Annotated in this window: 22 protein-coding genes, 1 tRNA gene and 1 pseudogene; 9 read left to right on the top strand and 15 right to left on the bottom strand. The window is 58.7% G+C overall.

All coding sequences use genetic code 11. From position 1 onward, the window contains the following. Window positions 1-105: 105 nt before the first annotated feature. Together TU84_RS10760 and TU84_RS10765 are read right to left on the bottom strand one after the other, a co-directional pair. Window positions 106-1140, bottom strand: a complete 1035-nt coding sequence (locus TU84_RS10760) for an AraC family transcriptional regulator (protein WP_048369038.1) — start codon at window positions 1138-1140, stop codon at window positions 106-108. Continuing rightward, window positions 1137-2057: a GGDEF domain-containing protein gene (locus TU84_RS10765; RefSeq protein ID WP_048369039.1), complete on the bottom strand. Its 921-nt coding sequence runs from the start codon at window positions 2055-2057 to the stop codon at window positions 1137-1139. The genes TU84_RS10760 and TU84_RS10765 overlap by 4 nt, the downstream gene beginning before the upstream one ends. Before the next feature lie 367 nt (window positions 2058-2424). On the opposite strand from TU84_RS10765, the gene TU84_RS10770 reads away from it, so the two are divergent. From TU84_RS10770 to TU84_RS10795, 6 genes are all read left to right on the top strand, one after another. Then, window positions 2425-4959: a TonB-dependent receptor gene (locus tag TU84_RS10770; RefSeq protein ID WP_048369040.1), complete on the top strand. Its 2535-nt coding sequence runs from the start codon at window positions 2425-2427 to the stop codon at window positions 4957-4959. Window positions 4960-5104: 145 nt separating this feature from the next. Then, entirely contained in the window at window positions 5105-7012 is a 1908-nt protein-coding gene (locus TU84_RS10775) for a phytase (RefSeq protein ID WP_048369041.1), read from the top strand. 51 nt (window positions 7013-7063) lie between these two features. Continuing rightward, on the top strand, window positions 7064-7774 hold the full coding sequence (tolQ, locus tag TU84_RS10780) for a protein TolQ (RefSeq protein WP_048369042.1): 711 nt from the start codon (window positions 7064-7066) through the stop codon (window positions 7772-7774). Window positions 7775-7788: 14 nt separating this feature from the next. Beyond that, window positions 7789-8235, top strand: coding sequence for a protein TolR (tolR, locus tag TU84_RS10785; protein ID WP_048369043.1), 447 nt, complete (start codon window positions 7789-7791; stop codon window positions 8233-8235). Further along, window positions 8232-9020: an energy transducer TonB gene (locus TU84_RS10790; RefSeq protein ID WP_048369044.1), complete on the top strand. Its 789-nt coding sequence runs from the start codon at window positions 8232-8234 to the stop codon at window positions 9018-9020. The genes tolR and TU84_RS10790 overlap by 4 nt, the downstream gene beginning before the upstream one ends. A gap of 225 nt (window positions 9021-9245) precedes the next feature. After that, a complete protein-coding gene (locus tag TU84_RS10795; RefSeq protein WP_048369100.1) occupies window positions 9246-10736 on the top strand; it encodes a DASS family sodium-coupled anion symporter in 1491 nt (496 codons plus the stop codon). An 82-nt stretch (window positions 10737-10818) separates the two neighbouring features. Here TU84_RS10795 and TU84_RS10800 read toward each other — a convergent pair whose 3' ends face one another. The 7 genes from TU84_RS10800 to TU84_RS10830 form a co-directional block, all read right to left on the bottom strand. Next, window positions 10819-11190 (bottom strand): Na+/H+ antiporter subunit G, encoded by a 372-nt coding sequence (locus TU84_RS10800; protein ID WP_048369045.1) that lies wholly within the window; start codon window positions 11188-11190, stop codon window positions 10819-10821. Further along, a complete protein-coding gene (locus TU84_RS10805; RefSeq protein ID WP_048369046.1) occupies window positions 11187-11465 on the bottom strand; it encodes a K+/H+ antiporter subunit F in 279 nt (92 codons plus the stop codon). Before TU84_RS10805 ends, TU84_RS10800 begins: the two co-directional genes overlap by 4 nt. After that, window positions 11462-11950, bottom strand: coding sequence for a Na+/H+ antiporter subunit E (locus TU84_RS10810; RefSeq protein ID WP_048369047.1), 489 nt, complete (start codon window positions 11948-11950; stop codon window positions 11462-11464). The genes TU84_RS10805 and TU84_RS10810 overlap by 4 nt, the downstream gene beginning before the upstream one ends. Beyond that, the gene (locus tag TU84_RS10815) at window positions 11947-13626 is read right to left on the bottom strand and encodes a monovalent cation/H+ antiporter subunit D (protein WP_048369048.1); all 1680 of its coding nucleotides are present in this window, start codon (window positions 13624-13626) and stop codon (window positions 11947-11949) included. Before TU84_RS10815 ends, TU84_RS10810 begins: the two co-directional genes overlap by 4 nt. Beyond that, entirely contained in the window at window positions 13623-13967 is a 345-nt protein-coding gene (locus TU84_RS10820) for a Na+/H+ antiporter subunit C (RefSeq protein ID WP_048369049.1), read from the bottom strand. Before TU84_RS10820 ends, TU84_RS10815 begins: the two co-directional genes overlap by 4 nt. Further along, complete coding sequence (locus TU84_RS10825; RefSeq protein ID WP_048369050.1) at window positions 13967-16873, bottom strand: monovalent cation/H+ antiporter subunit A; 2907 nt, start codon at window positions 16871-16873, stop codon at window positions 13967-13969. The genes TU84_RS10820 and TU84_RS10825 overlap by 1 nt, the downstream gene beginning before the upstream one ends. A gap of 223 nt (window positions 16874-17096) precedes the next feature. Continuing rightward, entirely contained in the window at window positions 17097-18035 is a 939-nt protein-coding gene (locus TU84_RS10830) for a DMT family transporter (RefSeq protein WP_048369051.1), read from the bottom strand. Between the two features lie 129 nt (window positions 18036-18164). Here TU84_RS10830 and TU84_RS10835 point away from each other — a divergent pair, with 129 nt between their 5' ends. Continuing rightward, window positions 18165-18713 (top strand): helix-turn-helix domain-containing protein, encoded by a 549-nt coding sequence (locus TU84_RS10835; RefSeq protein ID WP_048369052.1) that lies wholly within the window; start codon window positions 18165-18167, stop codon window positions 18711-18713. Window positions 18714-18876: 163 nt separating this feature from the next. Here the strand turns inward: TU84_RS10835 and TU84_RS10840 are convergent, their stop codons facing one another. The 3 genes from TU84_RS10840 to rfbB form a co-directional block, all read right to left on the bottom strand. After that, entirely contained in the window at window positions 18877-19308 is a 432-nt protein-coding gene (locus TU84_RS10840) for a hypothetical protein (RefSeq protein ID WP_048369053.1), read from the bottom strand. A 362-nt stretch (window positions 19309-19670) separates the two neighbouring features. Continuing rightward, on the bottom strand, window positions 19671-20561 hold the full coding sequence (rfbD, locus tag TU84_RS10845; RefSeq protein ID WP_048369054.1) for a dTDP-4-dehydrorhamnose reductase: 891 nt from the start codon (window positions 20559-20561) through the stop codon (window positions 19671-19673). Further along, window positions 20558-21640 carry a dTDP-glucose 4,6-dehydratase gene (gene rfbB / locus TU84_RS10850; protein ID WP_048369055.1) on the bottom strand — a complete coding sequence of 361 codons (1083 nt, stop codon included), beginning with the start codon at window positions 21638-21640 and terminating at the stop codon, window positions 20558-20560. The genes rfbD and rfbB overlap by 4 nt, the downstream gene beginning before the upstream one ends. 447 nt (window positions 21641-22087) lie before the next feature. Between rfbB and TU84_RS10855 the strand changes: the two genes are divergently transcribed. Further along, window positions 22088-22161, top strand: a tRNA-Cys gene (locus TU84_RS10855). 49 nt (window positions 22162-22210) lie between these two features. Here TU84_RS10855 and TU84_RS10860 read toward each other — a convergent pair. After that, the gene (locus TU84_RS10860; protein ID WP_048369056.1) at window positions 22211-22525 is read right to left on the bottom strand and encodes a type II toxin-antitoxin system RelE/ParE family toxin; all 315 of its coding nucleotides are present in this window, start codon (window positions 22523-22525) and stop codon (window positions 22211-22213) included. Further along, window positions 22525-22803 carry a ribbon-helix-helix domain-containing protein gene (locus tag TU84_RS10865; RefSeq protein ID WP_048369057.1) on the bottom strand — a complete coding sequence of 93 codons (279 nt, stop codon included), beginning with the start codon at window positions 22801-22803 and terminating at the stop codon, window positions 22525-22527. The genes TU84_RS10860 and TU84_RS10865 overlap by 1 nt, the downstream gene beginning before the upstream one ends. Window positions 22804-22976: 173 nt before the next feature. On the opposite strand from TU84_RS10865, the pseudogene TU84_RS26445 reads away from it, so the two are divergent. After that, window positions 22977-23119: pseudogene (locus tag TU84_RS26445) on the top strand (phage late control D family protein); the annotation flags it as partial. A 378-nt stretch (window positions 23120-23497) separates the two neighbouring features. Here the strand turns inward: TU84_RS26445 and adhP are convergent. Continuing rightward, complete coding sequence (adhP, locus tag TU84_RS10870) at window positions 23498-24514, bottom strand: alcohol dehydrogenase AdhP (RefSeq protein WP_048369058.1); 1017 nt, start codon at window positions 24512-24514, stop codon at window positions 23498-23500. Window positions 24515-24729: the final 215 nt, after the last annotated feature.

Genomic DNA, 24729 nt, shown 5'->3' on the forward strand with positions numbered 1-24729 from the left:
ATGCATTAAAACCGTGGGAGCGGGCTTGCTCGCGATGGGATCGACTGGGTTTATCAGACTAACCGAGTCGCCCCAATCGCGAGCAAGCCCGCTCCCACAGGGTTTTTACAGGGTCATGAACTTTCGGATCAAATTCGGCGTGCACCCGGTCCAGCGTTTCAACGCCCGGCGGAAGTTGGCCGGGTCGTTGAAGTTCAGGTATTCGGCCACCGCCTCGTTGCTGAACCCCTTGATCTGATACAGGTACAGCGCCACGTGTTTGCGCGCCTGGTCTTGTTGGGCCTGAAAGTGTGTGCCGTGTTTGTTCAGTTTGCGCTTGAGGGTGGCCTGGCTCATCGCAAAATGCTGGGCCACTTCTTCAAGGCCAGGGGCGCGTTGCGCCTGATCGCGCAAGTGCACATACAACCGGTCAAGCAGGCTTGCGCTGAAGCCAAGCTCGTGCAATTGGCTTTGTGCTTGCTGGTGCGCGACTTGCCGGGCAATCGCCGAGGCGTTTGGCCAAGGCCGTGTCAGATACTCGCGGGGCAGGCGCATCAGGTCGAGTTGGCCCCCGAACTGGGTGTTTTCGCCCAAGTGCACCCAGTACTGCTCCACGTAGCGCGGCTCGGGGTAGCTGAAGCTGCATTCCCACGGCAAACGCTCGCCGCTGAGCCATTGGCTCATGGATTTCAAGGCGGTCATGCTGGCTTCCTGGACAAAGCGTAATTGCTCTTGGGCGCCGCAACTGTCGAGCCAATACACATACGCGTAGCGCTCATCCAGCAACAGCCGTGGCGTCAACAAGGGGCTGAGCAGCGCCCGGTGGTGAATGACGGTTTCCAGCGCCTGATGCAGGTTTTGCGCCTGTTGCAGGGCATGGCTGGCCGGGCCGTAGTGGCCCGGCAACAAGCGTTGACCGAACAGAAAACTGCTGTCATCGGCCCCCAGCAAGCGCTGGGCGTTAGCGATCAGGCCGAAGAACTGTTGCGGGCTCAGGCGCGTATTGCCGCCGACGATGTCGTCATAGAACAAGCCGGTGCCGCGCAGCAGCCGATGGCTGTCGATGTCGCGGGACAACGCCAGGTCAATCAGGGTCGCGGGTTGGTAGTGCCCGGGTATAAAGCGCGTGTCGGCTTCATACCAGCGGCTGTCGAGGCTCATGCCCGTTTGCTCCGTACCGGTTTGGCCCGCGCCAGAGCGAGGTTCAAGCGTTTGAGCAATTCATCGGGGGCTTCGTTGAAGGCCATGACCACCGCCGTGCTGGCCGACAAATAGACCCGCTCGCCATGCTGACGGGTTTTGTGCGCAAGGCTCTGCACGGCCTGTTGCAGCTCCAGAGCCAGTAACCGGGCCTGGCTTTCGCCGGTGTTTGGCAGCAGCACCACAAAGCGGTCCCCGGCCAAGCGGCAGAGCAGGTCGTGGCGGCGCAGATTGAGAAGCAACAGCTGACTCAAAGCTTGCAGCACCGCGTCGCCTTCCGCGTGGCCATAGTGCTGATTGAGCGAGGCGAAATCGTCGATATCCAGTGCCAGCAATGACAGCGGTTGTTGCTGCTCAAGGCTCTGCGCCATGCAGTCGCTGACCTGACGCTTGAGGTAATCGGCACCGCCCAGCGGGGTGAGTTTGTCGAACAGGCGATGCTCGCGGAATATGCGTTCGCGCTTTTCCATCTGCTGGTTGATGGCTTGCTGTTCGCGGTGCCAGTGGTACAGGCCGAGGGTCAGCAGAACCATCCCGACCGGCATCGGCCCGGATTCGAGCCAGTGGTTCCAGCCCAGGTGTTTGGGCAGGCGGATAAATTCGTCGAGAACGTCCATCCACCAGGAAAAGAAGATGCAGCACAGGCCAATCGACAGGTAATTGGTGACCCGTCCTGTGGGGCGGCTTTTAAGTACCAGCACCAGCCACAGCAGCACAAAAAGCGCGGTGCCGCCTTCGCCGATGATGTCCAGCCACTGCCATTCGTGAAAGGCCTTGGGCGTACCGAACGCCAAGTTCAGCAGCACGCCGATATTGGCGGCCAGAACCAGCAACCCGAGTTTCCAGCGATGGTGCTTAAGGATGTTGAGCCAAGTCATGACGGGTCTACCCAAACGTAATGCAGGCCAGCAGAACAGAGCTCTGTGACAGTGATGTTACGAGGTGTGAGGGTCGAATCAGCTCAAGGGTCCTGCCAAAAATCGTTGATATGAAGTGTGTAGGAGCGAGCTTGTCTCGCGATCTTTTGATGGTTTAAAAGCTCGCGAGGCAAGCTCGCTCCTACAGGGTCTTGGGCTGAAAAAGGTCAAATCAGCTCATCCGGCGCAGATTACCCCCCTAAAAGCCTCTATTTCCGGGGTGTGTGCTGAGCACTGTCACGGCACTGTCATTGAGCACCCCTAGCGTTCGCTCCCAAGTTGTCGGGCCATTTGCCTGGCCTTAAGCGCGAATTGGGGGAGAGCAAACATGTACAAGGGTCGCAGCAAGACGCAATGGGTCGGCTTTACGTTCAGTGCACTGGCCATGGCCATTGCCAGCGAACGCTTGAGCGCCGCTGAAGCTTCGGTCGCCGGTGCCACTGAACACGTTGAGGTGGTCGGGCAGGCCGTGAGCCTGGACAAGGCGCTCAAGCAGCAACGCAATTCGGACACCATCCAAAGCGTGGTGCACGCCGATGGCGTCGCGCAGTTGCCGGACGCTAACGTTGCCGAAGCCGTACAGCGCCTGCCGGGCATCAGCATCGAGCGCGATCAGGGCGAAGGCCGCTTCGTCAGCGTGCGTGGCCTGGGCCCGGACCTGAACAGCGTGACCATCAACGGCACGCTGGTGCCGTCCCCTGAAAGCAAGCGCCGCGCCGTTGCTCTGGACGTGCTGCCCTCTGAGCTGGTGCAGTCGCTGTCGGTGATCAAAACCCTGACCCCGGACATGGACGCCAACTCGCTGGGCGGCACGGTCGACGTCGAAAGCTTGTCGGCCTTTGACCACGACGGCCTGTTCTACACCGCCACCACCCAGGCCGGATACAACAAGAACACCCACCAGACCAGCCCCAAAGTGTCGGGCGCCATCAGTGATCGCTTCAGCCTCGGCGACGGCATCGACAACTTCGGTGTGGCGGCAGCCCTGAGCTGGAACAAGCGCGATTTTGGTTCGGACAACGTCGAAACAGCCGGTGCCTGGGACTTTACCGACGGCGCCAAGCTCAACAGCTTCGAACAACGGGTATACGACATCAGTCGCGAGCGCTCCGGGGGCGGTCTGAACTTCGACTACAAGCCCGACGACGACACCAAACTCTACTTGCGCACGCTGTACAGCCGCTTCAAAGACAGCGAAATCCGCAATTCGGACTCGATTGAATACGCCAACCCGCAAGCCGAAGGCGAATTGGGCAAGGCCAAAGCCAAGCGCAAACTCAAGCAGCGCGACGAGACTCAGGAAATCCAGTCTTACGTGTTCGGCGGCGAGCGCAGCATGGGCCTGTGGACCCTGAGCGGGCAGGCCGGTTACAGCGAGTCCAGCGAAGACAGCCCGGCGGGCATTGCCGGGGCGACTTTCAAAAGCATTTCAAGCTTCCCCGACAGCGGCTGGTACGACTCGGAAAAGCCCCGGCCGATCATCGGCGCGGGTTTTTATGACCCGGCCAACTTCATCCTCGACAAAGTCGACGTGAAGAAAGAAATCACCAAAGACAAAGAAAAGAACATCCGCCTCGACCTGGCGCGCGATTACGACGTGGACGGCTACGCCTCGCAGTTCAAGTTCGGCGGCAAAGTCAGCCGTCGCAGCAAAGACAACGACACCGAAGCCTGGACCTACAAAAACTTCTCTAAGTTGGGCTTCAGCGATGACCAGTTGAACCTCGATCGCTTCAGCAAGGGCGAGCTGGATTACTCCCTCGGCCGTTATGGGCCGGGCATCAGCGCAGGGGCGATCAAAGACCTGATCGGCGGGCTGAACCGCGACAAGTTCTACGATGAGCAAGGGTCGCGGGTGAATGACTTCACCATGCACGAAGACATCAACTCGGCGTACCTGATGAACACCGTAGACATCGACGACTGGCGCTTTATCGCCGGCCTGCGCTACGAAGGCACCGAGTTCGACGCCAAGGGCACGGGCATCCGCAACGGCGTGTATGAAGCCCAGAACACCAAGCGCGACTACCACCACTGGTTGCCGGGCCTGCATGCGCGTTACCAGTTGGCGAAAAACACCCAGGTGCGTGCCGCCTGGACCAACGCGGTGGTGCGCCCGACCTTCGGCCAACTGGCGCCGGGCTTTGTGATCGAGGATGACAAGGCTGAATTCGGCAACCCGAACCTCAAACCGCTGGAGTCGAGCAACTTCGACCTGGGCATTGAGCACTTCATGGGGCAGGCCGGTACGGTGTCGGCGTTCCTGTTTTACAAAGACATTAAAAACTTCGTCTACAACAATGACCTTGCCGGTACGGGCGCGTGGCGCGACTTCACCGAGGCGCATTCCTATGCCAACGGCGACAACGCCAAGCTGTACGGCCTGGAACTGGCCTACTCGCAGAAATTCGACTGGTTGCCTGCGCCCTGGAACGGCGTGATTGTGGGGGCGAACACCACCTTCAGCCGCTCCAACGCCAGCATTAAAGGCTACGACGCCGCATCCGGGCAAACCCTCAAGCGCGACATCGACTTGCCGAGCCAGTCCAACACCGTCGGCAACCTGATGCTCGGCTGGGAAGACGACAAGCTCAGCGTGCGCCTGTCTGCCAACTACAAATCGGCCTACCTCTATGAGCTGGCCGGGGTCAACGACAAAGCCCACGACACCCATGTGGCTGCGCAGACCTTTGTGGACTTCAGCGCGCGTTACTCGCTGACCAAAAACCTGCAAGTGAGCTTTGACGCGCAGAACCTGACCGACCAGCCGTACTTCGTGTACAGCGGCAACAGCCGCTACAACAACCAGTACGAAGAGTACGGTCCAACCTACTCTGTAGGCCTGACCTTCACCCATTTCTAAAGCATTGGACGTTTTCTGTAGCCGCTGCCGAAGGCTGCGATAAGGGCCGCAGGACCTTCGCCTTCGAGCAAGAGCGGGGTCGCTGCGCAACCCATCGCAGCCTGCGGCAGCGGCTACAGATACGGCTTCAACGGACGGTATATCCATGTTTCTTTTGTTCAAACACCCACCGCGGCTTTTACCTTTGCTGGTGTGCCTGGCCGCAGGCGGCGCACAGGCGGCACCAATCAGCGCGCCAGCCCTGCAACCCTGGGGCACGGGCAAAGCCCAGGCGCTGAGTTACCTGCCCACAGGCGATGATCGCCTGGCCGTGAGCAAGCGCGACGGTCTGCGGCTGCTCGATGCGCAAGGCAAAACCCTGAGCCAGATCGCCGGTTCGTTCGCCGGGCTGGACAGCCGCCCCCTGGGCGACAACGTGCTGGTGGCCAGCCAGGACAAGGCCAAGCAGCAAGTCGCGTTGTTCAGCCTGGACCCGAAAACCCGCGAGTGGCAGACACCGACGTACCTGCCCAAACGCGACTACGCGGTAAATGGCGTGTGCCTGTACCGCGATCAGGCGAGCAATCTGTACCTGTTTACCGTGGGTGAAGAGGGCAAGGGTGAGCAATGGCTGGTGGCGGCGGACAGCAAACAACTGGCCGCACCCTTGTTGGTGCGCAGCCTGCCAATGCCGCCGCAAGCCAAGTTCTGCCAGGTGGAGGATGCGGCGCAGCAACTGTTCGTCAACGAAGAGAACGTCGGCTGGTGGGCTTACCCGGCCCATGCCGAGTCTGACGTTGAGCGCTTGCCGGTGGCCATCGTCGAGCCCTTCGGCAACGTCAAAAAGGCCGCCGGGGCCATGGCGGTGGTGCCCGGTGGCCTGCTCGGGCTGGACCCCGAAGCCGCGCAATTGAACCTCTATCAACAGCAAGGCAAGCGCTGGTCGCCGGTGGCCAGCCTGGCACTTGACGGTGTGACCGAGCCTGAGCATCTGGCCCTGCGTGAAACCGCCAAAGGGCTGGATGTACTGGTGCAGGACGGCGCGACCAATCGTCTGTTCCAAGGCTCGCTCAACTGGAAAGCCACACCGGTGGCTCTGCCGCCCGTGCTGTCGGTGGTCAAGCCGGTGGTGCAGACCGACGTGGTGATGAGCCAGGGCGATGCCGCCGACGACCCGGCGATTTGGGTCAACCCCAAAAATCCGGCGCAGAGCCGCGTGCTGGGCACCAACAAACAGCAAGGGCTTGAGGTGTACGACTTGCAAGGCAAGCGCGTGCAGCACTTGCCGGTAGGACGTCTGAACAACGTCGATGTGCGTCCGGGGTTCACCTTGGGTTCGCGCACCGTTGACCTGGCGGTCGCCACTAATCGTGATCACAACAGCTTGAATGTGTTCAGCATTGATCGTGAGTCTGGCGAGTTGAAAGCCGTGGGCGAGATCGCCACGCCGGTCAAAGACATCTACGGGCTGTGCCTGTTCAAGGCGCCGTCGGGCGAGATCTACAGCTTCGCCAACGACAAGGACGGGACCTTTGTGCAGCACCGTCTGTTTGCCAAGGGTGACCAGGTGCAAGGCGAGCTGGTACGCCAGTTCAAGGTGCCGACCCAGCCTGAAGGTTGTGTCGCCGACGACCAGCGCCAACGCCTGTTTTTGGGCGAAGAGGATGTGGCGGTGTGGGCCGTGGATGCGCGCCCGGATCAGCCCGCCACGTTGACCAGTGTGATCAAGGTCGGTGAGCAGGTGCATGACGACATCGAAGGGCTGGCGCTGTACCAGACAGAAAAAGACAAGTACCTGGTGATTTCAAGCCAGGGCAATGACAGCTACGTGGTGGTCGATGCCGAGCCGCCGTTTGCCCTGCGCGGTGCCTTCCGGGTAGGCGTGAACGCCGAAGCCGGGATTGACGGCACCTCCGAAACCGATGGCCTCGACGTGACCTCAGCCAACCTCGGCGGGCCTTGGAGTAAAGGCATGCTGGTGGTGCAGGACGGCCGCAAGCGCATGCCCGAGCAGGCCCAGAACTTCAAGTACATCCCATGGAGCGACGTGGCCAAGGCTCTGCGCCTGCCATAACCCGGTCACACGGGGGGTGTATTTAAATCAACAGTCATCAGGAGTTACAACATGCAAGCAACCATGGAACACATGACCATTTGGGGTCTGATCAACGATGCCAGCCTGCTGGTGAAAGGCGTGATGTTGATACTGCTCGCCGCTTCGGTACTGAGCTGGTTCTTGATTGTGCGTCGTAGCGCCATCCTGCGCCGCAGCGAGCGCGACATTGAAAGCTTTACCCAGCGCTTGCGGGCGCCGGGTGACCTGGGCGCGCTGTACCGTGAAAGCCGCGACGCCAGCAACCCGGATGCCGGTGCCGAGCAGGTGTTTGTCGCGGCCTACAGCGAATACGCGCAGCTTCGCCAGCAGCCGGGCATTGATGCTGACGGGCTGATGCAAGGCATCGAACGCTCGCTGTATGTAGCCATTACCGAGCAGGAAATCCGCCTCGAAAAAGGCCTGCAATTTCTGGCCACCGTTGGCTCGGTCAGCCCGTATATCGGTCTGTTCGGCACCGTGTGGGGGATCATGAACTCCTTTATCGGTTTGTCCCAGGTGCAACAGGCCACGTTGTCGACTGTGGCACCGGGCATTGCCGAAGCCTTGATCGCCACCGCGATTGGCTTGTTTGCCGCGATCCCGGCGGTCATCGCCTACAACCGTTTCTCGTCCCGTGGGCAAACCCTGCTGACCCGCTATTACAGCTTGGGCAATGAACTGCAAATGCGCTTGTACCGTGGCTTTCATGCGGGTTCACGGAACATGGCCGCTGCCGCTTAACAGGGAGTTTGAAGATGCTTGCTCGACCACAGCGCAAACACGGGCCCAAGGCCGAAATGAACGTAGTGCCTTACATCGACGTGATGTTGGTGCTGCTGGTGATTTTTATGGTGACTGCGCCGATGTTGACCCAGGGCGTCAAAATTGACCTGCCCAAAGTCGCCAGTGAAGCGTTGGCCAATGATACCCAGCAGAAAATCCTCACCTTGTCGGTCAAGGCCGATGGCGGCTACTACTGGAACCTGGGCAGTGAACTGGACACCAAAAACCAGACCGACAGCGCCGTCAGCCTTGAAGAGCTGCAAGCCAAAATCGGCCAGGTGGTGGCGCAAGACGGCGACACCCAGGTGTATATTCGTGCCGACAACGACGCCGGTTACGGCAGCGTGGTCAAGGCCATGGCGGCCTTGCAACAAGGCGGCGTGACCAACCTGGGGCTGGTCACAGAGGCCCCGCAATGAGTGCCGCGTTGATGAGTGCCGGGCGCGTTGAGACCCGGCCGCTGCCCTGGACCCGGCTCTGGCACAACAGCCAGGCGGTGGCGGTCACGGTTGCGTTGCACAGTGCGGTGATTGCGTTTTTAGTGCTGGGCTGGAGCATGGAGCACGAAATGGCCGCGCCCGCGCCGAGTACCTTGAAAACCCGCTTGGTGATGATGCCAGCGGAACCTGTGGTGGCGCCGCCTGAACCGGCACCACAACCGGTGGTAGTGCCGCCGTCGGTGGTCGAAACCAAGCCCGAAGTGGCCAAGCCGGACCCGCAGATACAGGCACGCAAACTGGAACAGGCGGCGTTGGCGCGTAAACGGGTAGAGGAGCAAAAGCAGCTCAAAGAAGAGCAGCAAAAAATGGCCCAACAACGCGCCGAGCAGGCCGAGATGCAACGTCAGCAAGTGGCGGCTGAAGCGGCTGCGCAGCAAGCCCGAGTGGCAGTGGATAACGCCAGGCGTGCGCAACAGGCGGCCGCGGCGGCGGATGTGCGGCAATACTTGCCGATCAGCAAACAGGCCCCGGACTACCCGCAGCGCGCGCTGGACAAAGGCATTGAGGGCGATTGCACGGTTGAGTATTCGGTGACGCCGCAGGGCAAGGTCGAAAGCCCCAAAGTGGTCGGTGACTGCCACCCGGCGTTTATTCGCCCGTCATTGGTGGCGGCAGCGACGTTTCGCTATCAGCCGCGCATCGTCGATGGTCAGGCAGTGACAGTGCCTGGGGTGCGCAATACGTTTCACTATAAAATCCGCTGACTCATCTAAGAGCAACACGGCTCAAGGGTGGGAGCGGGCTTGCTCGCGATGCGCTTCAGTGCGCCTCATTTGCCCGGCAAAGAAGCGTCATCGTTAACGACCATCGCGAGCAAGCCCGCTCCCACAGTTTTTGGTGTGAGCTTCAATAAATACCTGACAAGCATCAACGCGAAACCCGCGTCCTTGACCTATGCTGCATGCGTTTTCAAGCACAAGGAGATGGCCGTGAACGCGCCCGCTACGACCCCGCCGCCGGCAACGGCGAAAGTTAAGTTACCCATAGGTCTGGTCATCGCCATTGTGGCGATGGTGGGCGTTTTGATGATGCCGTTGCCCGCCGACTTGCCGGTCGCCGGGCACCGGATGTTGGCGATTCTGGTGTTTGCCGTGGTGGTGTGGATCACCGAAGCGGTGTCATACGAAGCCAGCGCCATCATGATCACGTCGCTGATGGCGTTTTTGATTGGCATGGCACCCACCTTGGCCGACCCGTCGAAAATCTACGGCACCAACGCCGGGATCACCATGGCCCTCACCGGGTTTTCCAATGCCGCACTGGCGCTGGTGGCCGGCGCGCTGTTTATTGCGGCGGCCATGACCCACACCGGGCTGGATCGGCGCATTGCGCTGGTGACCCTGTCACGCATCGGCACCAGCACTCGGCGCATTTTGATCGGTGCGATTGCGGTGACCATTCTACTCAGCCTGGTGGTGCCCAGCGCCACGGCGCGCAGTGCATGTGTGGTGCCGATCATGATGGGGGTGATTCTGGCGTTTGGCGTCGACAAGCGCTCCAACATCGCCGCCGGGATCATGATTGTGGTGGCGCAGGGCACCAGTATCTGGAACGTCGGCATTCAAACCGCCGCCGCGCAAAACCTGCTGACGGTCGGATTTATGGACAAGATGCTCGGCGAACGGGTCAATTGGCTCGACTGGCTGATCGCCGGTGCGCCGTGGGCCATCATCATGTCGGCGGTGTTGCTGTTTGTGGTGCTGAAAATGCTCCCGCCGGAAAGCGACAGCATCCCGGGCGGTAAAGAAGCCGTGGAAAAATCACTGGCCGAACTGGGCCCCATGACCGGGCCGCAGAAACGCCTGATGGCGGTTTCCATCGCGCTGTTGCTGGGCTGGGCCACGGAAGGCAAGTTGCACAGCTTCGACACCACCTCCATTACCTACGCCGGGTTGGTGATCCTGTTGCTGCCGCGTTACGGGGTAATGACCTGGAAGGACGTGCAGTCGCGTATCCCGTGGGGCACGGTGATTGTGTTCGGCGTGGGGATCAGCCTGGGGACGGCGTTGCTGACCACCCAGGCGGGGCAATGGCTGGGCGGGCAGGTGGTGCATAACACCGGGCTGGATCAGGTAGGGCCACTGGGGATTTTTGCGATTCTGGGGGCGTTTCTGATTTTGATTCACCTGGGCTTTGCCAGTGCGACGGCGCTGACATCGGCCTTGCTGCCCATTCTGATTGCGGTCTTGCAGACCTTGCCGGGTGAATTCAGCCGCTTGGGCATGACCATGTTGCTGGGCTTTGTGGTGAGCTACGGCTTTATCCTGCCCATCAACGCCCCGCAAAACATGGTGTGCCTGGGCACACAAACCTTCACCGCCAAGCAGTTTGCCAAGGTCGGCTTGATAGTCACCGTGGTGGGTTACCTGCTGATGCTGCTGTTTGGCGCGACGTACTGGAGCTGGCTGGGCTGGATGTAACCCCACCTGCAGGAGCGAGCTTGTCTCGCGATCTTTTGATCGTTAAAAGATCGCGAGGCAAGCTCGCTCCTACAGGGTGGAGTTAGCTACCACCTTCGCTGCGCCCGCCGCTGCTGACTTCGGCGGGTACATCCTCACCGGCCATGCGTTTGCGAAACAATGACGTGCGGGCCAGCAGCAAGGTGGTCACCGGCACGGTAATCGCCAGCAAAATCGGGATCAGCCAGGCGTGCAAGACCGGTGTCGATTTAAGTGCCGAGAAGTACACAATCGAGGCCAGTGCCACGCACCAGGCGCCAAGGGTTGAAGCCAGTGCAGGCGGGTGCATGCGCTGGAAAAAGTCCTTGAGGCGCAGCATCCCGATGGCACCAAACAGCGCAAACAGGCTGCTGACCACCAGCAGTACGGCCACCGGTATCTCGATCCAGAGCGACAGCTCGCTGACGGAATTCATTCAATTACCTCCCCACGCAGCAGGAACTTGGCCAGCGCAAACGACCCGACAAACCCGAACAGGGCGATCAGCAAGGCGGCCTCGAAGTAGGTGTCACTGGCATAACGTATGCCCAGCACCAGCATCATCAGCATGGCCACGATGTACAGGTAGTCCAGCGCCAGAACCCGGTCCTGGGCCGAAGGGCCTTTAAACAGGCGGACCACGGTCAGCACCATCGCCAGGCTAAAGAAAAACAGGCTGATCAGGATTGCATTGGAGAGCAGGGCACTCATTCAAAGATCTCCATCAAGGGGCGCTCGTAAGCCGTTTTGAAGTGCTCGATAAATTGCGCTTCGTCATCCAGGTCAAAGACGTGCAACAACAGCACGCTGCGGTCCAGCGCCAGTTCGGACCAGACCGTACCCGGCACTACCGTGGTGATCATCGACAAGGCCGCGAGGCCGTTGGCGTCACGCAGATCGAGGGGGATTTTGATGAACCGCGAGCGTGGCGGGCGCTTGCCAGCATTGAGCACGCCCCAGGCCACGGCGATGTTGGACATGATCACGTCACGCCCCACCAAAAAGAACAACTTGAGGATCACACCCGGACGGTGGATGTGAATCGGCAGGGGCCGCAGGGGCGCGAACATGATCGGCGCCAAAAAGCCCAGCGCTGCACCGAGCAACAGATTGCCCGCGCTCAATGACAAGTTGAGCAACAACCACAGTGCCCACAACGCCAGGGACAACCACGGTGCCGGGAATAAACGCTTCATGGCTGCACCTCCTGCAACGCCGCTTTGGCTGTGGGGCCAGGCACAGGGCGAGACTCCAGCACCGCCTGCACATAACGCTCAGGGTTGCTCAAGGTCTCGGCGGCGGCCTGGGTAAAGCGCAACAGCGGCTCGGCCTTGATCGTCAGGACCACGCACAGCGCCAGCAGCACTACGATGGGCACGCACTCAAGGCGACGCAAAATCGGTGATGGCCGCTCCAGCGGCGTCCAAAAGCGCTGGATGCCCATGCGCGAGAAGGCGATCAAAGAAGCCAGCCCGGACAGAATCAACAGAGCCAGCAAGCACCAGGCGGCGGTAGACACCGGGGCGTTTATATCGTTGCCCAGCCCGGCCGGGTTCAGCAGCGCGTTGAGCAAGCTGAGCTTGCCGATAAACCCGGACAGCGGCGGCATGCCAATAATTAGTAGGGCACAGGCGATAAAGCTCAAGCCCAGAAATGCCATCGCCCACGGAATGATCTGCCCGACCACGACGTTTTGCTCGTCGTCCAGGTTGGTCCCGCGTGGGGGCGGCTCAACGATGGCTGGCAACGCTTCAGCATCTTCTTCGTCCAGCGCTTCAATGGACGAGCGCGAACGCTCAATCAGCTCGGCCAGCAAGAACAGCGCACTCAGTGCCAGGGTGGAGCTGACCAGATAAAACAAGGCCGCCGCAATCAGGTTGGTTTGGGCAAAGCCCACCGCCGACAACAGAATGCCGGCCGACACCAGAATGCTCAGGCTGGCCATGCGCTCCAGGCGCTGGGCCGCGAGGATGGCAATGGCGGCGCAGACAATGGTTGCCATGCCGCCGTAGATCAGCCAGTCGCTGCCAAAGTAGGCCGACGCCCCGGCCTGGCCCGAGAACAGCAGCGTCCACAGGCGCAATACGGTGTAGATCCCGACCTTGGTCATAATCGCGAACAGCGCTGCTACCGGCGCGCTGGCCGAGGAGTAGGCGGGCACCAGCCAGAAGTTAAGCGGCCACATGCCGGCTTTTGCCAGGAAGGCGATGGCCAGAATGGCCGCACCGGCGTGCAACAGGCCACGATCGGCTTCGGGCACCAAGGGGATTTTGAACGCCAGATCGGCCATGTTCAGCGTGCCGGTGACGCCATAGATCAACGCCGCACCAATAAGGAACAGTGACGAAGCCAGCAGGTTGATCGCGATGTAATGCAGGCCTGACGACACCCGTGCCTTGCCCGAACCGTGCAGCATCAGGCCGTAAGAGGCCGCCAGCAACACTTCGAAAAACACGAACAGGTTGAACAGGTCGGCGGTCAGGAAAGCGCCATACAACCCCATCAACTGGATCTGGAACAGCGCATGGAAACTGGAACCGGCGCGGTCCCAGCGGGCCATGGCGAACATCAGCGCGCAACTGGCGATCACCCCGGTGAGCACCAGCATCAGCGCCGACAAGCGATCCACCACCAGCACAATGCCGAACGGCACTTGCCAGTTGCTCGGCAGGTACACGCCTATCGAGGCCGGGCTGCCGTTTTGTTGAGTCCAGAGCAGCAAGGTGATCGAAATGCACAACCCGAGCAGGGTCGAGCCGAGGTTGATACGGGCTTTGAGCGGGCGATGTTTTTCGCCCAGTAACAGCATGCACGCAGCGGTAAACAGCGGTAGCAGGATGGGCGCGACTATCAAATGCGGCATCAAATTCATTCTTTAGGCTCCCGGCCATCCACATGGTCGGTACCGGTCAGGCCGCGAGAGGCCAGCAAGACCACCAGAAACAGCGCGGTCATGGCAAAACTGATGACGATGGCGGTCAACACCAGTGCCTGCGGCAAAGGGTCGGTGTAGTTGAGCAAGTCTTGGGGCACGCCTTCTTTGATCACCGGCTCCTTGCCGATAAACAGGCTGCCCATGCTGAAAATAAACAGGTTGACCCCGTACGACAGCAAGCACAGGCCCATCACCACCTGAAAGGTTCGAGGGCGCAGGATCAGCCAGGTACCAGAGGCGGCAAGCACCCCGATAGCAATAGCGATAACTTCTTCCATCAGGCAGCTCCCGTCTTGGATTGGAGGGCGGGACGATGGGCTCGTACCGATTGGTGAGCCAGTGCTGTCAGAATCAGCAGCGTGGCGCCGACCACAACGGCAAACACACCAATGTCAAAAAACAGCGCACTGGCCACGTGAATCTCACCCAGCACCGGCAAGCTGAAATGCGCGGTATGGGTGGTCAGGAACGGGTAGCCCCACAGCAGCGAGCCCAGCCCGGTCAACGTTGCACAGAGCAACCCGGTACCCATCCAGCGCAGCGGCCGCAGGCTCATTTGCGCCTCGACCCACTGCGTGCCGGCCACCATGTATTGCAGGATGAACGCCACCGACATCACCAGGCCGGCGACGAAGCCACCACCCGGCTGGTTGTGACCGCGCATAAACAGGTACATCGAGACCATAAACGCAATCGGCAACAGCAAACGCACCAGCACCGCAGGCACCATCATGAAGCCCAGGGCGGTGTCGCTGGCGCTGCGCGGGTTCACCAGGTCGGTGACCACGTCTTTGGCCAGCAAGCGCTGCTGGGCAGGCAATTGCATGCTTTCTTTGGGCGGGCGGAACCGGCGCAGCAGGGCGAACACGGTCAGGGCCACGGCGGCCAGTACGGTGATTTCCCCCAGGGTGTCGAAACCGCGGAAGTCCACCAGCATCACGTTCACCACGTTGGTGCCGCCGCCTTCGGGCAACGCACGGCTGAGGAAGAACGAAGAGATGTGGTTCGGGGTTTGCCGGGTCAACATGGCATACGACAGCACCGCCATGCCGCCGCCGACGGCGATCGACAACAGCAAGTCGCGCAGACGACGAATACGGGCTTTGTTCAGGGTGCCAGGCAACGGCGAGACTTCTTCGATCCGCCGTGGCAGCCAGCGCAGGCCCAACAGAATCAGTACCGTGGTCACCACCTCAACCACCAGTTGGGTCAAGGCCAGGTCCGGCGCCGAGAACCAGACGAAGGTCACGCAGGTCATCAAGCCGCACACACTGACCATGGTCAAAGCGGCCAGACGGTGATACTTGGCTTGCCAGGCAGCGCCGATGGCACAGGCAATTGCCAGCAGCCACAAGGTCACAAACACAATGGAACCCGGAATGTTCGGCCGGTCGCCCCAGCTCAAGCCGCTGTAGAGCATCGGGATCAGCCCGGCAACCACCGCCGCCAGCACCAGCAGGAACAACTGGGTTTGCAGGCGCAAGGTGCTCACGCGCCGCTCGACGCGCCGCGCCCGACGCATGATCACCACCATGCTGCGTTCGAAGAAACGCTTGCCGTTGAAGTACTTGATCAGCGGCGGCAGCGGGAAGCGCTCAAGCTTGAGCTGCTTGCGCAACAACACGTACAGCACAATACCGCCGGACATGGCGATCAGGCTCATGATCATCGGGGCATTCAGTCCGTGCCAGATGGCCAGGCTGTATTCGGGCAGGTCTCCCCCCACCACTGGTTGCGCGGCCGCAGCGAGCAGCGGGCCGACAGTGTGGGCCGGGAAGATACCGACCATCAGGCAGGTAAACACCAGCAACTCGACCGGCGCCCGCATCCAGCGCGGCGGCTCGTGCGGGGTGTGCGGCAGGTCGGTAGCAGGCGGGCCAAAGAACACATCCACGGTAAAGCGCAGCGCGTAGGCCACGCTAAACGTACCGCCAATGGTGGCGATGACAGGCAGGGCAATTTCGACCCAAGCTGTGGAGTTGATGAACACCGTTTCGGCGAAGAACATTTCTTTCGACAGGAAACCGTTGAGCAACGGCACACCGGCCATCGACGCACTGGCCACCATCGCCAGTGTGGCGGTGTACGGCATCAGTTTGAACAGGCCACTGAGCTTGCGAATATCCCGCGTGCCGGTTTCGTGGTCGATGATCCCGGCCGCCATGAACAGCGAGGCCTTGAAGGTGGCGTGGTTGAGAATATGGAACACCGCCGCAACGGCCGCCAGCGGGCTGTTAAGGCCCAGCAGCAGGGTAATAAGGCCCAAGTGACTGATGGTCGAATAGGCCAGCAGGCCCTTGAGATCGTTTTGAAACATTGCGCAGTACGCGCCGAGCACCAGGGTGCAGGCCCCGGCGCCGCTGACAATCCAGAACCATTCTTCGGTGCCGGACAGGGGCGACCACAGGCGCGCCAACAGGAACACCCCGGCCTTGACCATGGTTGCTGAGTGCAGATAAGCCGAAACCGGAGTCGGCGCCGCCATGGCATGGGGCAACCAGAAATGAAACGGGAATTGTGCACTTTTGCTAAGGGCGCCGATGAGAATCAGCGGCAACAGAATGGGGTACAGACTGTGAGCTTTAATCTGGTCGCCTGCGGCCAGCACGACGTCCAGATCATAGCTGCCGACAACATGGCCGAGCAGCATGACCCCCGCCAGCAGGCACAAGCCCCCCGCGCCAGTGACCATCAGTGCCATATAGGCGCCGCGTCGGGCGTCAGAGCGGTGGTGCCAATAGCCGATCAGCAGGAACGAGAAGAGGCTGGTCAGCTCCCAGAAAAATACGATCTGGATCAAGTTGCCCGAAATCACCAGGCCGAGCATCGCGCCCATAAACGCCAGGAAAAACGAGAAGAAGCGCGGCACCGGGTCTTCGGGTGACATGTAGTAACGGGCGTACAGAGACACCAGCGCGCCAATGCCCAGGACCAGAATCGAGAACAGCCAGGCAAACCCGTCCATGCGCAGGACAAAATTGAGGCCGATACTCGGCAGCCACATGAACTCTTCACGAATCACCCCACCATGGGCGATTTGTGGATAGAGCAGGGCAACTTGAACTAAGCCGATCAGAGCAATCAAACCGGCCAGCAGTGATTCACTGTTACGTGCGTTGTGCGGCAAAACAGCCGCCAGACAGCTGCCAATAAATGGCAGAAGCAGTAGAACTATCAGGGACATAGGCTTCTAATCTGCAGGAGTTTGCGAACGATCATACGTGGCGACTTGACGATCACCAACAACGTATCTGTAGATGAATCCTACAAAATGTGTGCAAAACTTTAACAACGAGCCAGGTCTCTTCCTTATTGACCCGCTTGCGTGATGCGAGCGTCGCCCCCATACGTGGGGGCGAGTCATGCCAGGAGATGAGGTTTAACCGGGTGAATGTAGTGCCAAGGCATCACTCGCAGGCTTGATTACCTTGCTTTTCATCCGACTCGCCGGGCGTTTTACCTTTTGTTTTTAACTCACTAACGATCACCGCTGCAACAATCAATAGCGCACCGAGCAATGCGATGCCGGGTAAACGCTCCCCGGCGATACGCCCGACGATTCCGGCCCATACCGGTTCGCCCGCGTAAATAAGCGTGGCGCGGGTCGGTGAAACACTTTTTTGTGCCCAGTTCATCGCCACTTGAATAATCGCGCTAGCAGCCCCCAGGCCCACCGCGCTGATCAGCAACAGCCAAGAGAAGTCAGGGATGGCCTCGCCGCTCGGCACCACCATCAAGAATGACAGAATAGACGCGGTGGCGAGCTGCACGACGGTCACCCGTCGCACATCGACTTTGCCGGCATAGGCGCTGATCAGGATTATTTCGGCGGCGATGGCGATAGCACTGATCAGGGTCACGATTTCGCCCTGGCTGAAGTTCAGCGCTGCACCATTGGGCCCGGACAGCAGCATCAAGCCGGTAAACGCCATCACGATACCGATACTCGGCATCAGGCCGGGTCTGCGGCCCAGTACCAGCCACTGCAGCAGCGGCACGAAAGGTACGTAAAGAGCGGTGATAAAGGCCGACTGGCTGCTGGGAATGGTTTGCAGGCCTACGGTTTGCAAGCCGTAACCGAACATGATTGCCGTACCAATGAAAAACCCGGCTTTAAGCTCAAGTCGTGTGAAACCGCGCAAGCTTCGCCAGGAAAACAGTGCCACGATCGTCGCCGCGGCAGCAAAGCGCAGGCCGACAAAAAACATCGGGCCGCTGGACGTCAATGCATGCTGTACCAACAAAAAGGTGCCGCCCCAGACCATGGTGATCAGGATCAGTACACATTCTGCTTTACTGAAACGAGCCGTTATCGACCCGAGCCTGGAAGTTTTCAACGTTGACATAACCTTGCACGCCACAAGATGAGAGACGCACAATGCGTCAAAGCTGAGCAGTATACTGCGCACCCCCATAGAGTGAGCAATATAGTGCCCAACGAAATTCCCCATTCTGATTCGTCACAGAGAGGTTTCATGCAACGTACTTCGGTATTGCAGCACGTCAGTCAGAACGTTCGGCGCTTGAGGCTGCTCGCTCACCTTAGCCAAAGTGCCCTGTCTGATTTGTCGGGTGTCAGCCGTCGGATGCTGGTTGCGATAGAGGCCGGCGAGAAAAACGTCAGCCTGAGCACCCTTGATCGCGTGGCAGAGGCGTTGAACGTGGCGTTCAGTGATTTGATTCAGGCGCCGGGTTCAGTTGACCCGAGTCGCATCAACGAACTGGCGTGGGCCGGCAACAGCACGGCGAGCAAGGCGGTGTTATTGGCCAAGGCGGTGGCCTGTAAAGAGGTTGAGCTATGGGAATGGACCCTGGTGCCGGGCGACGAATACCACTCGCAGGCTGATGCCGACGGCTGGAGCGAGCAGTTATACGTATTTGAAGGGCGCTTGACGCTGGTCATTGACGAGCAGTCGTTCACGTTCGGCGCAGGGGAGTTCTATATGTACGCCAGCAATAAACCGCACTCCTACCGCAATGACGGCGATGAAGTGGTTCGCTTTATCCGCAACGTGGTTATTTGAGAAAGGTGGCGGGACAAATGTCCCGCCGAGCCAGGCTGCCGCACACCGTTCGCTCGCGGTCCAGGCCAATCATCAGGTCAATTGGCTTGAACAGGGTATGTGCTGACTGGGGAATCAGCCCGAGCGACGTAGGCTGCACCGCAGGCCTGACGCAACACTCCGCTTAGCGGATGTTTTTGATGGTGCCTTTGTTACCGGTAACCGTCACGTTCACCTTCTTGAAGATGAAGTAGTCTTCAACCGACACGGCGTAACGAGGTGCGACGATCAAATCCGAACCCGAACTCTTGACCGCTTTGTAAGCAGCAGCTGCTTTAGTGGCAGACACTGGGTCTGGCAGGCTGAAAGCAGGAGCAGGGCCGCCATAGGTCACGCCGTCTGCGAACTCACTGTCGCCGCTGATTTTCAGCACGTCGAACAGAATGTCCGAAGACGATTGGCCGGTGATCTCGCCGCCCACTTCAATGTTAGCTTTCAGGTCAGCAGTGACAGTACCCGCGATTGGAGCATTTGGCTGGCTCACGTTGTGGCTCATGCAACCGCTGGTGGCCAGAACTGCTGCCACTAATGCGACAGGCATCCATATTTTTTTCATCGTAAAGCTCCAAGAGATTTGTCAGTCCGTTCGTTAACGGCGGCGAGACTGTACGTGAGCACCCCTAGGATTAAAGTCAGCTAAGTCCCTCTCTCGCGCAGGCATAAAACCTATTGGCGGTAGGAATTTGGATTACCTCCTACTTTTACGGGAGTTCACTGTAGGTACGGGGCAGGGCGGGGTGTAATACGCGGGAGGTACGGAAAGATCAAAAGATCGCGAGGCAAGTTTTGTGGCGAATATAAGACCCGTGGGAGCGGGCTTGCTCGCGATACAGATGACTCGGTATGGATGTTTCACCCTGTCGATGCAATCGCGAGCAAGCCCGCTCCCACGGCATGCTGAAATAGCCTGAACCCGTTTTAGCGCTGTTCGGTCAAGCACTCATTTAGCGCGGCGCGCCAGTCTGGCTGGCTGACCTGCCATTCACGGACCAGGCGGCTGCAGTCCAGACGCGAGTTTTGCGGGCGGGCCGCGGGGGTCGGGTAGGCGCTGGCCGGTATCGGCTCAAGGGTGGCGCACGTTTTGCCTTGGGCCGTCAGGTGCTCGGCAATGGCTTGGGTAAAACCAAACCAGGAGGTTTCACCGGCTGCTGTCAGGTGGTACACCCCCCATGCGCCGGCCTGGCCCGCTTGCCAGCGCTCGATCAACGCGCGCGTGCTCCTGGCAATGGTGCCGGCCCAGGTCGGTGCGCCAATCTGGTCAGCCACCACGCGCAGCTCGGTTTTTTCCGGGAGTAAACGCTGCATGGTCAGCAGGAAGTTCTTGCCGTGGGTGGAGTACACCCAACTGGTGCGCAGGATCAAATGCTGCCCGCCCACTGCAGTGATCGCTTGCTCACCCGCCAATTTGCTTTTGCCGTAGACGCCCAGCGGGCCGGTTGGATCGTCTTCGGTATAAGGCCCGGGCTTGCTGCCATCGAACACGTAGTCAGTGGAGTAGTGGATCAGTGGGATACCCAGCGCCTTGGCTTCTTCCGCAAAAACGCCCGGCGCGGTGCCATTGATGGCAAACGCCAAGTCCGGCTCGCTTTCTGCCAGATCCACCGCCGTGTGTGCACCGGCGTTAATGATCAAATCCGGGCGATGGGCGCGAACCTGTGCGCGGATCTGCTCGGGCTGGCTCAAATCCAGCTCATCACGGCCCAGCACAATCAACTCGGCCACATCGCCAAGCTGCTTTTGCAGCTCAACGGCCACCTGGCCGGTCTTGCCGCTGATAAGGATTTTTAAAGGCGTGGCGGTGCGGCTCATGCAATCAGATCCTTGGCGTCAGTAAAGCCCAGACGCTGGCCCTGGTAGCTGCCGTCCTGAACGCGTTTGCACCATTCCAGGTTGTCCAGGTACCACTGCACGGTTTTGCGCAGGCCGGTTTCAAAGGTTTCTGCGGGTACCCAGCCCAGCTCGCGTTCGATTTTGCTGGCGTCGATGGCATAACGCTGGTCATGGCCGGGGCGGTCCTGAACAAAGGTAATCAAGTCAGCGAACTGCGCGACACCGGCCGGGCGCTCAGGTGCCAACTCTTCGAGCAAGGCGCAGATGCCGCGCACCACGTCGATGTTCTTTTGCTCGTTATGGCCGCCGATGTTGTATGTCTCGCCGACCACACCGTCCGTCACCACCTTGAGCAGGGCGCGGGCGTGGTCCTCTACGAACAACCAGTCGCGCACTTGCAGGCCATTGCCGTATACAGGCAGCGGTTTACCGGCCAACGCATTGAGAATGACCAGCGGGATCAGTTTTTCCGGGAAGTGGAACGGCCCATAGTTGTTCGAGCAGTTAGTTACCAGTACCGGTAAACCGTAAGTGCGGTTCCAGGCGCGCACCAAGTGGTCAGATGCCGCTTTGCTGGCCGAATAAGGCGAGCTTGGCGCGTACGGCGTGGTTTCGGTGAACAGATCATCAACGCCATGCAAGTCGCCATACACTTCGTCGGTCGAAATATGGTGGAAACGGAAGGCGCTTTTTGCAGGTTCTGCAAGCGTCGACCAATAAGCACGAGTGGCCTCAAGCAGGCTGTAAGTGCCGACAATGTTGGTCTGGATAAAGTCCGATGGGCCATCGATGGAGCGATCAACGTGCGACTCGGCCGCCAAATGCATGATCGCCTGCGGCTGGAAGCGCTCAATAACGGCGCTCATCGCCGCCTGATCAACGATGTCAGCCTGAACGAACTCGTAACGGGTGTCCGTAGCGATGCTTTGCAGCGATTCCAGATTGCCAGCGTAGGTCAACTTGTCGACGTTGAGCACTTCGTGGGAGGTGTCTTTAATCAAGTGACGGATCAGAGCCGAACCAATAAAGCCGGCACCGCCGGTGACTAAAATGCGCATGTGAATATCCCTTATTCCCTGACGGTCTTAAATCATGTGGCGCATAGCTTGGGTGGATGCGCGTGATGGGGCAAGAGGAAGCTCCCAATAATTTCCTGCAAACCGTAGTCGTTGACGAGCCTGCGAGGCTACGTCAGATTGCACAGCGATCGTAAACCCTGACAGCACGATCAACTGAATAATTGCGAAACCCAGACTCACACAGACTTTGCGCGAATACCGCACTCTACAGACGTAGCCTCGCAGGCTCGTCAACGACTACAGGGTGAGACCCGACACTAAAAATTATTAGAATTCAGGGGGTTGCCAGCTTCGATCTTCTAGTACATAATGCGCGCCATCAGCTCGGGGCAACTACCTGAATAGCTGAAGAATCAAAGAGTTGTAGCGATCAAATCGCAAATTTCCTTGCTTTTGATACTTCCAAACAGAAGTTTCAAGCGCAATGGCCGAATAGCAAAATGGTTATGCAGCGGATTGCAAATCCGCCCACGCCGGTTCGATTCCGGCTTCGGCCTCCACATACGAAAGCCCCGTAGATTAACGTCTACGGGGCTTTTTTGTTGTGTGCTAATCATCGGGCTCGAACAGCAAGGCCGTCTCAAAATCTTGCCCGCCGTAATAAATGCCAATGATAAAAACCTGCTTGCCATCAACGGCAAAAGCAATCACGGCCCGCTTGCGATAGTTCGTTATACGCAGACCCGGGCGTATATCGTCGCGTTGATTTCCTCGCAGGGGGAACGTTCGTAAATCTTCGCAGTAGGCCACGATAGCGTCGGTGTAACGTTTGGAAACTTCTGGGGACGCCGCCGTGGCTATAAATCGGTAGAGCGCCGTCAATTGCTCCAAAGATTCAGGTGAAAACTCAATGGAATACGCCATCAAGATTCGGTCGTTGCGTTCTGATGCTCTGCTGCTAACCGGGCACGCACTTCATCGATGCTTACTGCTCGAGAAGGGTCTGCTTTCAGGGCATCGTAAGCGGGAGCTACCTGGCTGACCAGCCAGCTTTCCAGCGCGCGGTCACGGGCCATCAACGCTCGTAGGCCATCACGAATGACTTCGCTTTCAGTGGCGTACTCACCAGCAGCCACTTTAGCTTTCACCGCTTCTGCCATCTGAATGGGCAGAGTGATACTGAATTGCTGAGTGCTGCGCATGATAAGCCTCCCGGGCTGAGTAGGTTTTAATCCTACTCCATCCTCAAAGCCAAACCTAGCGACTCCTTGGCAGTGTATGACGTGTGGTCATGTTCTATACATACTGCCCGCAATGCAGCCGTTTTGCCCTTTACGGCCTGCCTTGTGCGGGGCTTTTGTCGTCTGGAGCACTTATGACACCCACCTTTCGCATCGTCGCAGACGGCGCCGACATCACGTCGTTGATCAATGACCGCCTGCTATTGCTACGTACTACGGAAAACCCGGCATGGAGTCCGACGACTTCGAACTGTGTATTAATGACCGCGACAGCGCCTCTCAAATACAAAATAACTGATTGTTATTAACCCACTGTAGGAGCGAGCTTGCTCGCGATCTTTTGATCTTGATCCAAAAGGCCCCGTTAAACCACGCAGTCGATCGTAGTCGATCGCAGCCTTCGTTCCTCGTCAGCGACTACAGTTTCCTGAAAATAACGATCCCCGAAGGAGAGGGGCCGATTAGGGGATGCCATGCCAAATCGCGGGGTCTACTTGGTCACTTACAAGTGTGAGAGGCTTATCGGCAGTTATAGACAGTAATCAGCGTGCTGTTTTTATGTAGTTAACGTATATATCCCAAAAAAAAGATTTTGCCCTTTTACGGCATGGATTAAGCAGCACGCTAAGAAATCCAAAAGGGCAAGATCATCAGGTTAATGCTTCTTGCTGAAATCAATGACCATGCGGCCGGTAAATTTACCCTGCTCCATTTCTTCAAAAATCGTATTGATATCTTCGAGTGGACGCATCTGCACTTTTGGTACGACTTTACCTTCGGCGCCGAAACGGAAGGCCTCTTTCAGGTCTTCACGAGTCCCCACCAGTGAGCCAACGACCTCAATACCGTCCAGGACCAGGCGCGGAATGCTCAGGTCCATCGTTTCAACTGGCAGGCCCACTGCCACAACACGCCCTGCGGCGCGGACACTGGCGACGGCAGAGTTAAAGGCTGATTTGGCGACGGCTGTCACGACCGCTGCATGGGCGCCGCCCAACTCTTTCTGAATGATCTCATCGACATTGTCTGTCTTTGGATTAAGGGTTAAATCTGCCCCCATCTCTTTCGCCAATGCCAGTTGCTTGTCATTAACATCAATGGCGATCACTTTGGCATTGAATACATTCTTGGCATATTGCAGGGCCAGGTTTCCCAGCCCGCCCAGGCCGTAAATCGCCAGCCATTGGCCTGGTTTTATACCTGAAACTTTAATGGCCTTATAAGTAGTCACGCCAGCGCAGGTAATACTACTGGCTTCAGCCGAATCAAGACCGTCCGGAACTTTGACCGCGTAATCAGCACTGACAATGCATTCTTCAGCCATACCGCCGTCGACGGTATAACCCGCATTCTTGGCTGTGCGGCAGAAAGTTTCTTTGCCGCTGTTACAGTATTCGCAGTTGCCACAGCCGCGGAAAAACCACGCGACACTGGCGCGATCGCCAACTTTAAGTGATGTAACACCATCCGCTACTTCAGTCACAACACCGATGCCTTCATGCCCAAGCGTTATGCCGGATACATCACCGAAATCTGCATTCTTTACATGCAGGTCGGTGTGGCATACACCGCAGCATTCCATTTTTAATAAGGCCTCTCCATATTCTAAAGGGCGTAATTTTTTGTCTTCAATGACGACGGTCTTATTCTTTGCGACAACAGCTGCTTTCATAGTCAACCCCCACGTGTGGTATGTCTGAAGGCTCATGTTGACTGCATAACTAAAAATGAGCGGCTGTAGTCTAGCTGCGATTTTCAAAACCGTTGTCTTTTAGGATCCATTGCGATTTCTGCCCATTCCGACTGTGAGTGATCGCTGCGGTGGGGCCCCGGTTGAGGGCAGTTTTGCCCCGAATTAAAACCTTAGCCAGGCTAAAACGGGCTGTT

This window comes from Pseudomonas helleri, assembly GCF_001043025.1.
Classification (GTDB): domain Bacteria; phylum Pseudomonadota; class Gammaproteobacteria; order Pseudomonadales; family Pseudomonadaceae; genus Aquipseudomonas; species Aquipseudomonas helleri.

What these genes read in the sequence shown, in the direction of transcription:
- TU84_RS10760 (WP_048369038.1), bottom strand. Translation starts at nt 1,140, where the DNA reads ATGAGCCTCGACAGCCGCTGGTATGAAGCCGACACGCGCTTTATACCC.
- TU84_RS10765 (WP_048369039.1), bottom strand. Translation starts at nt 2,057, where the DNA reads ATGACTTGGCTCAACATCCTTAAGCACCATCGCTGGAAACTCGGGTTG.
- TU84_RS10770 (WP_048369040.1), top strand. Translation starts at nt 2,425, where the DNA reads ATGTACAAGGGTCGCAGCAAGACGCAATGGGTCGGCTTTACGTTCAGT.
- TU84_RS10775 (WP_048369041.1), top strand. Translation starts at nt 5,105, where the DNA reads ATGTTTCTTTTGTTCAAACACCCACCGCGGCTTTTACCTTTGCTGGTG.
- tolQ (WP_048369042.1), top strand. Translation starts at nt 7,064, where the DNA reads ATGCAAGCAACCATGGAACACATGACCATTTGGGGTCTGATCAACGAT.
- tolR (WP_048369043.1), top strand. Translation starts at nt 7,789, where the DNA reads ATGCTTGCTCGACCACAGCGCAAACACGGGCCCAAGGCCGAAATGAAC.
- TU84_RS10790 (WP_048369044.1), top strand. Translation starts at nt 8,232, where the DNA reads ATGAGTGCCGCGTTGATGAGTGCCGGGCGCGTTGAGACCCGGCCGCTG.
- TU84_RS10800 (WP_048369045.1), bottom strand. Translation starts at nt 11,190, where the DNA reads ATGAATTCCGTCAGCGAGCTGTCGCTCTGGATCGAGATACCGGTGGCC.
- TU84_RS10805 (WP_048369046.1), bottom strand. Translation starts at nt 11,465, where the DNA reads ATGAGTGCCCTGCTCTCCAATGCAATCCTGATCAGCCTGTTTTTCTTT.
- TU84_RS10810 (WP_048369047.1), bottom strand. Translation starts at nt 11,950, where the DNA reads ATGAAGCGTTTATTCCCGGCACCGTGGTTGTCCCTGGCGTTGTGGGCA.
- TU84_RS10815 (WP_048369048.1), bottom strand. Translation starts at nt 13,626, where the DNA reads ATGAATTTGATGCCGCATTTGATAGTCGCGCCCATCCTGCTACCGCTG.
- TU84_RS10820 (WP_048369049.1), bottom strand. Translation starts at nt 13,967, where the DNA reads ATGGAAGAAGTTATCGCTATTGCTATCGGGGTGCTTGCCGCCTCTGGT.
- TU84_RS10825 (WP_048369050.1), bottom strand. Translation starts at nt 16,873, where the DNA reads ATGTCCCTGATAGTTCTACTGCTTCTGCCATTTATTGGCAGCTGTCTG.
- TU84_RS10830 (WP_048369051.1), bottom strand. Translation starts at nt 18,035, where the DNA reads ATGTCAACGTTGAAAACTTCCAGGCTCGGGTCGATAACGGCTCGTTTC.
- TU84_RS10835 (WP_048369052.1), top strand. Translation starts at nt 18,165, where the DNA reads ATGCAACGTACTTCGGTATTGCAGCACGTCAGTCAGAACGTTCGGCGC.
- TU84_RS10840 (WP_048369053.1), bottom strand. Translation starts at nt 19,308, where the DNA reads ATGAAAAAAATATGGATGCCTGTCGCATTAGTGGCAGCAGTTCTGGCC.
- rfbD (WP_048369054.1), bottom strand. Translation starts at nt 20,561, where the DNA reads ATGAGCCGCACCGCCACGCCTTTAAAAATCCTTATCAGCGGCAAGACC.
- rfbB (WP_048369055.1), bottom strand. Translation starts at nt 21,640, where the DNA reads ATGCGCATTTTAGTCACCGGCGGTGCCGGCTTTATTGGTTCGGCTCTG.
- TU84_RS10860 (WP_048369056.1), bottom strand. Translation starts at nt 22,525, where the DNA reads ATGGCGTATTCCATTGAGTTTTCACCTGAATCTTTGGAGCAATTGACG.
- TU84_RS10865 (WP_048369057.1), bottom strand. Translation starts at nt 22,803, where the DNA reads ATGCGCAGCACTCAGCAATTCAGTATCACTCTGCCCATTCAGATGGCA.
- adhP (WP_048369058.1), bottom strand. Translation starts at nt 24,514, where the DNA reads ATGAAAGCAGCTGTTGTCGCAAAGAATAAGACCGTCGTCATTGAAGAC.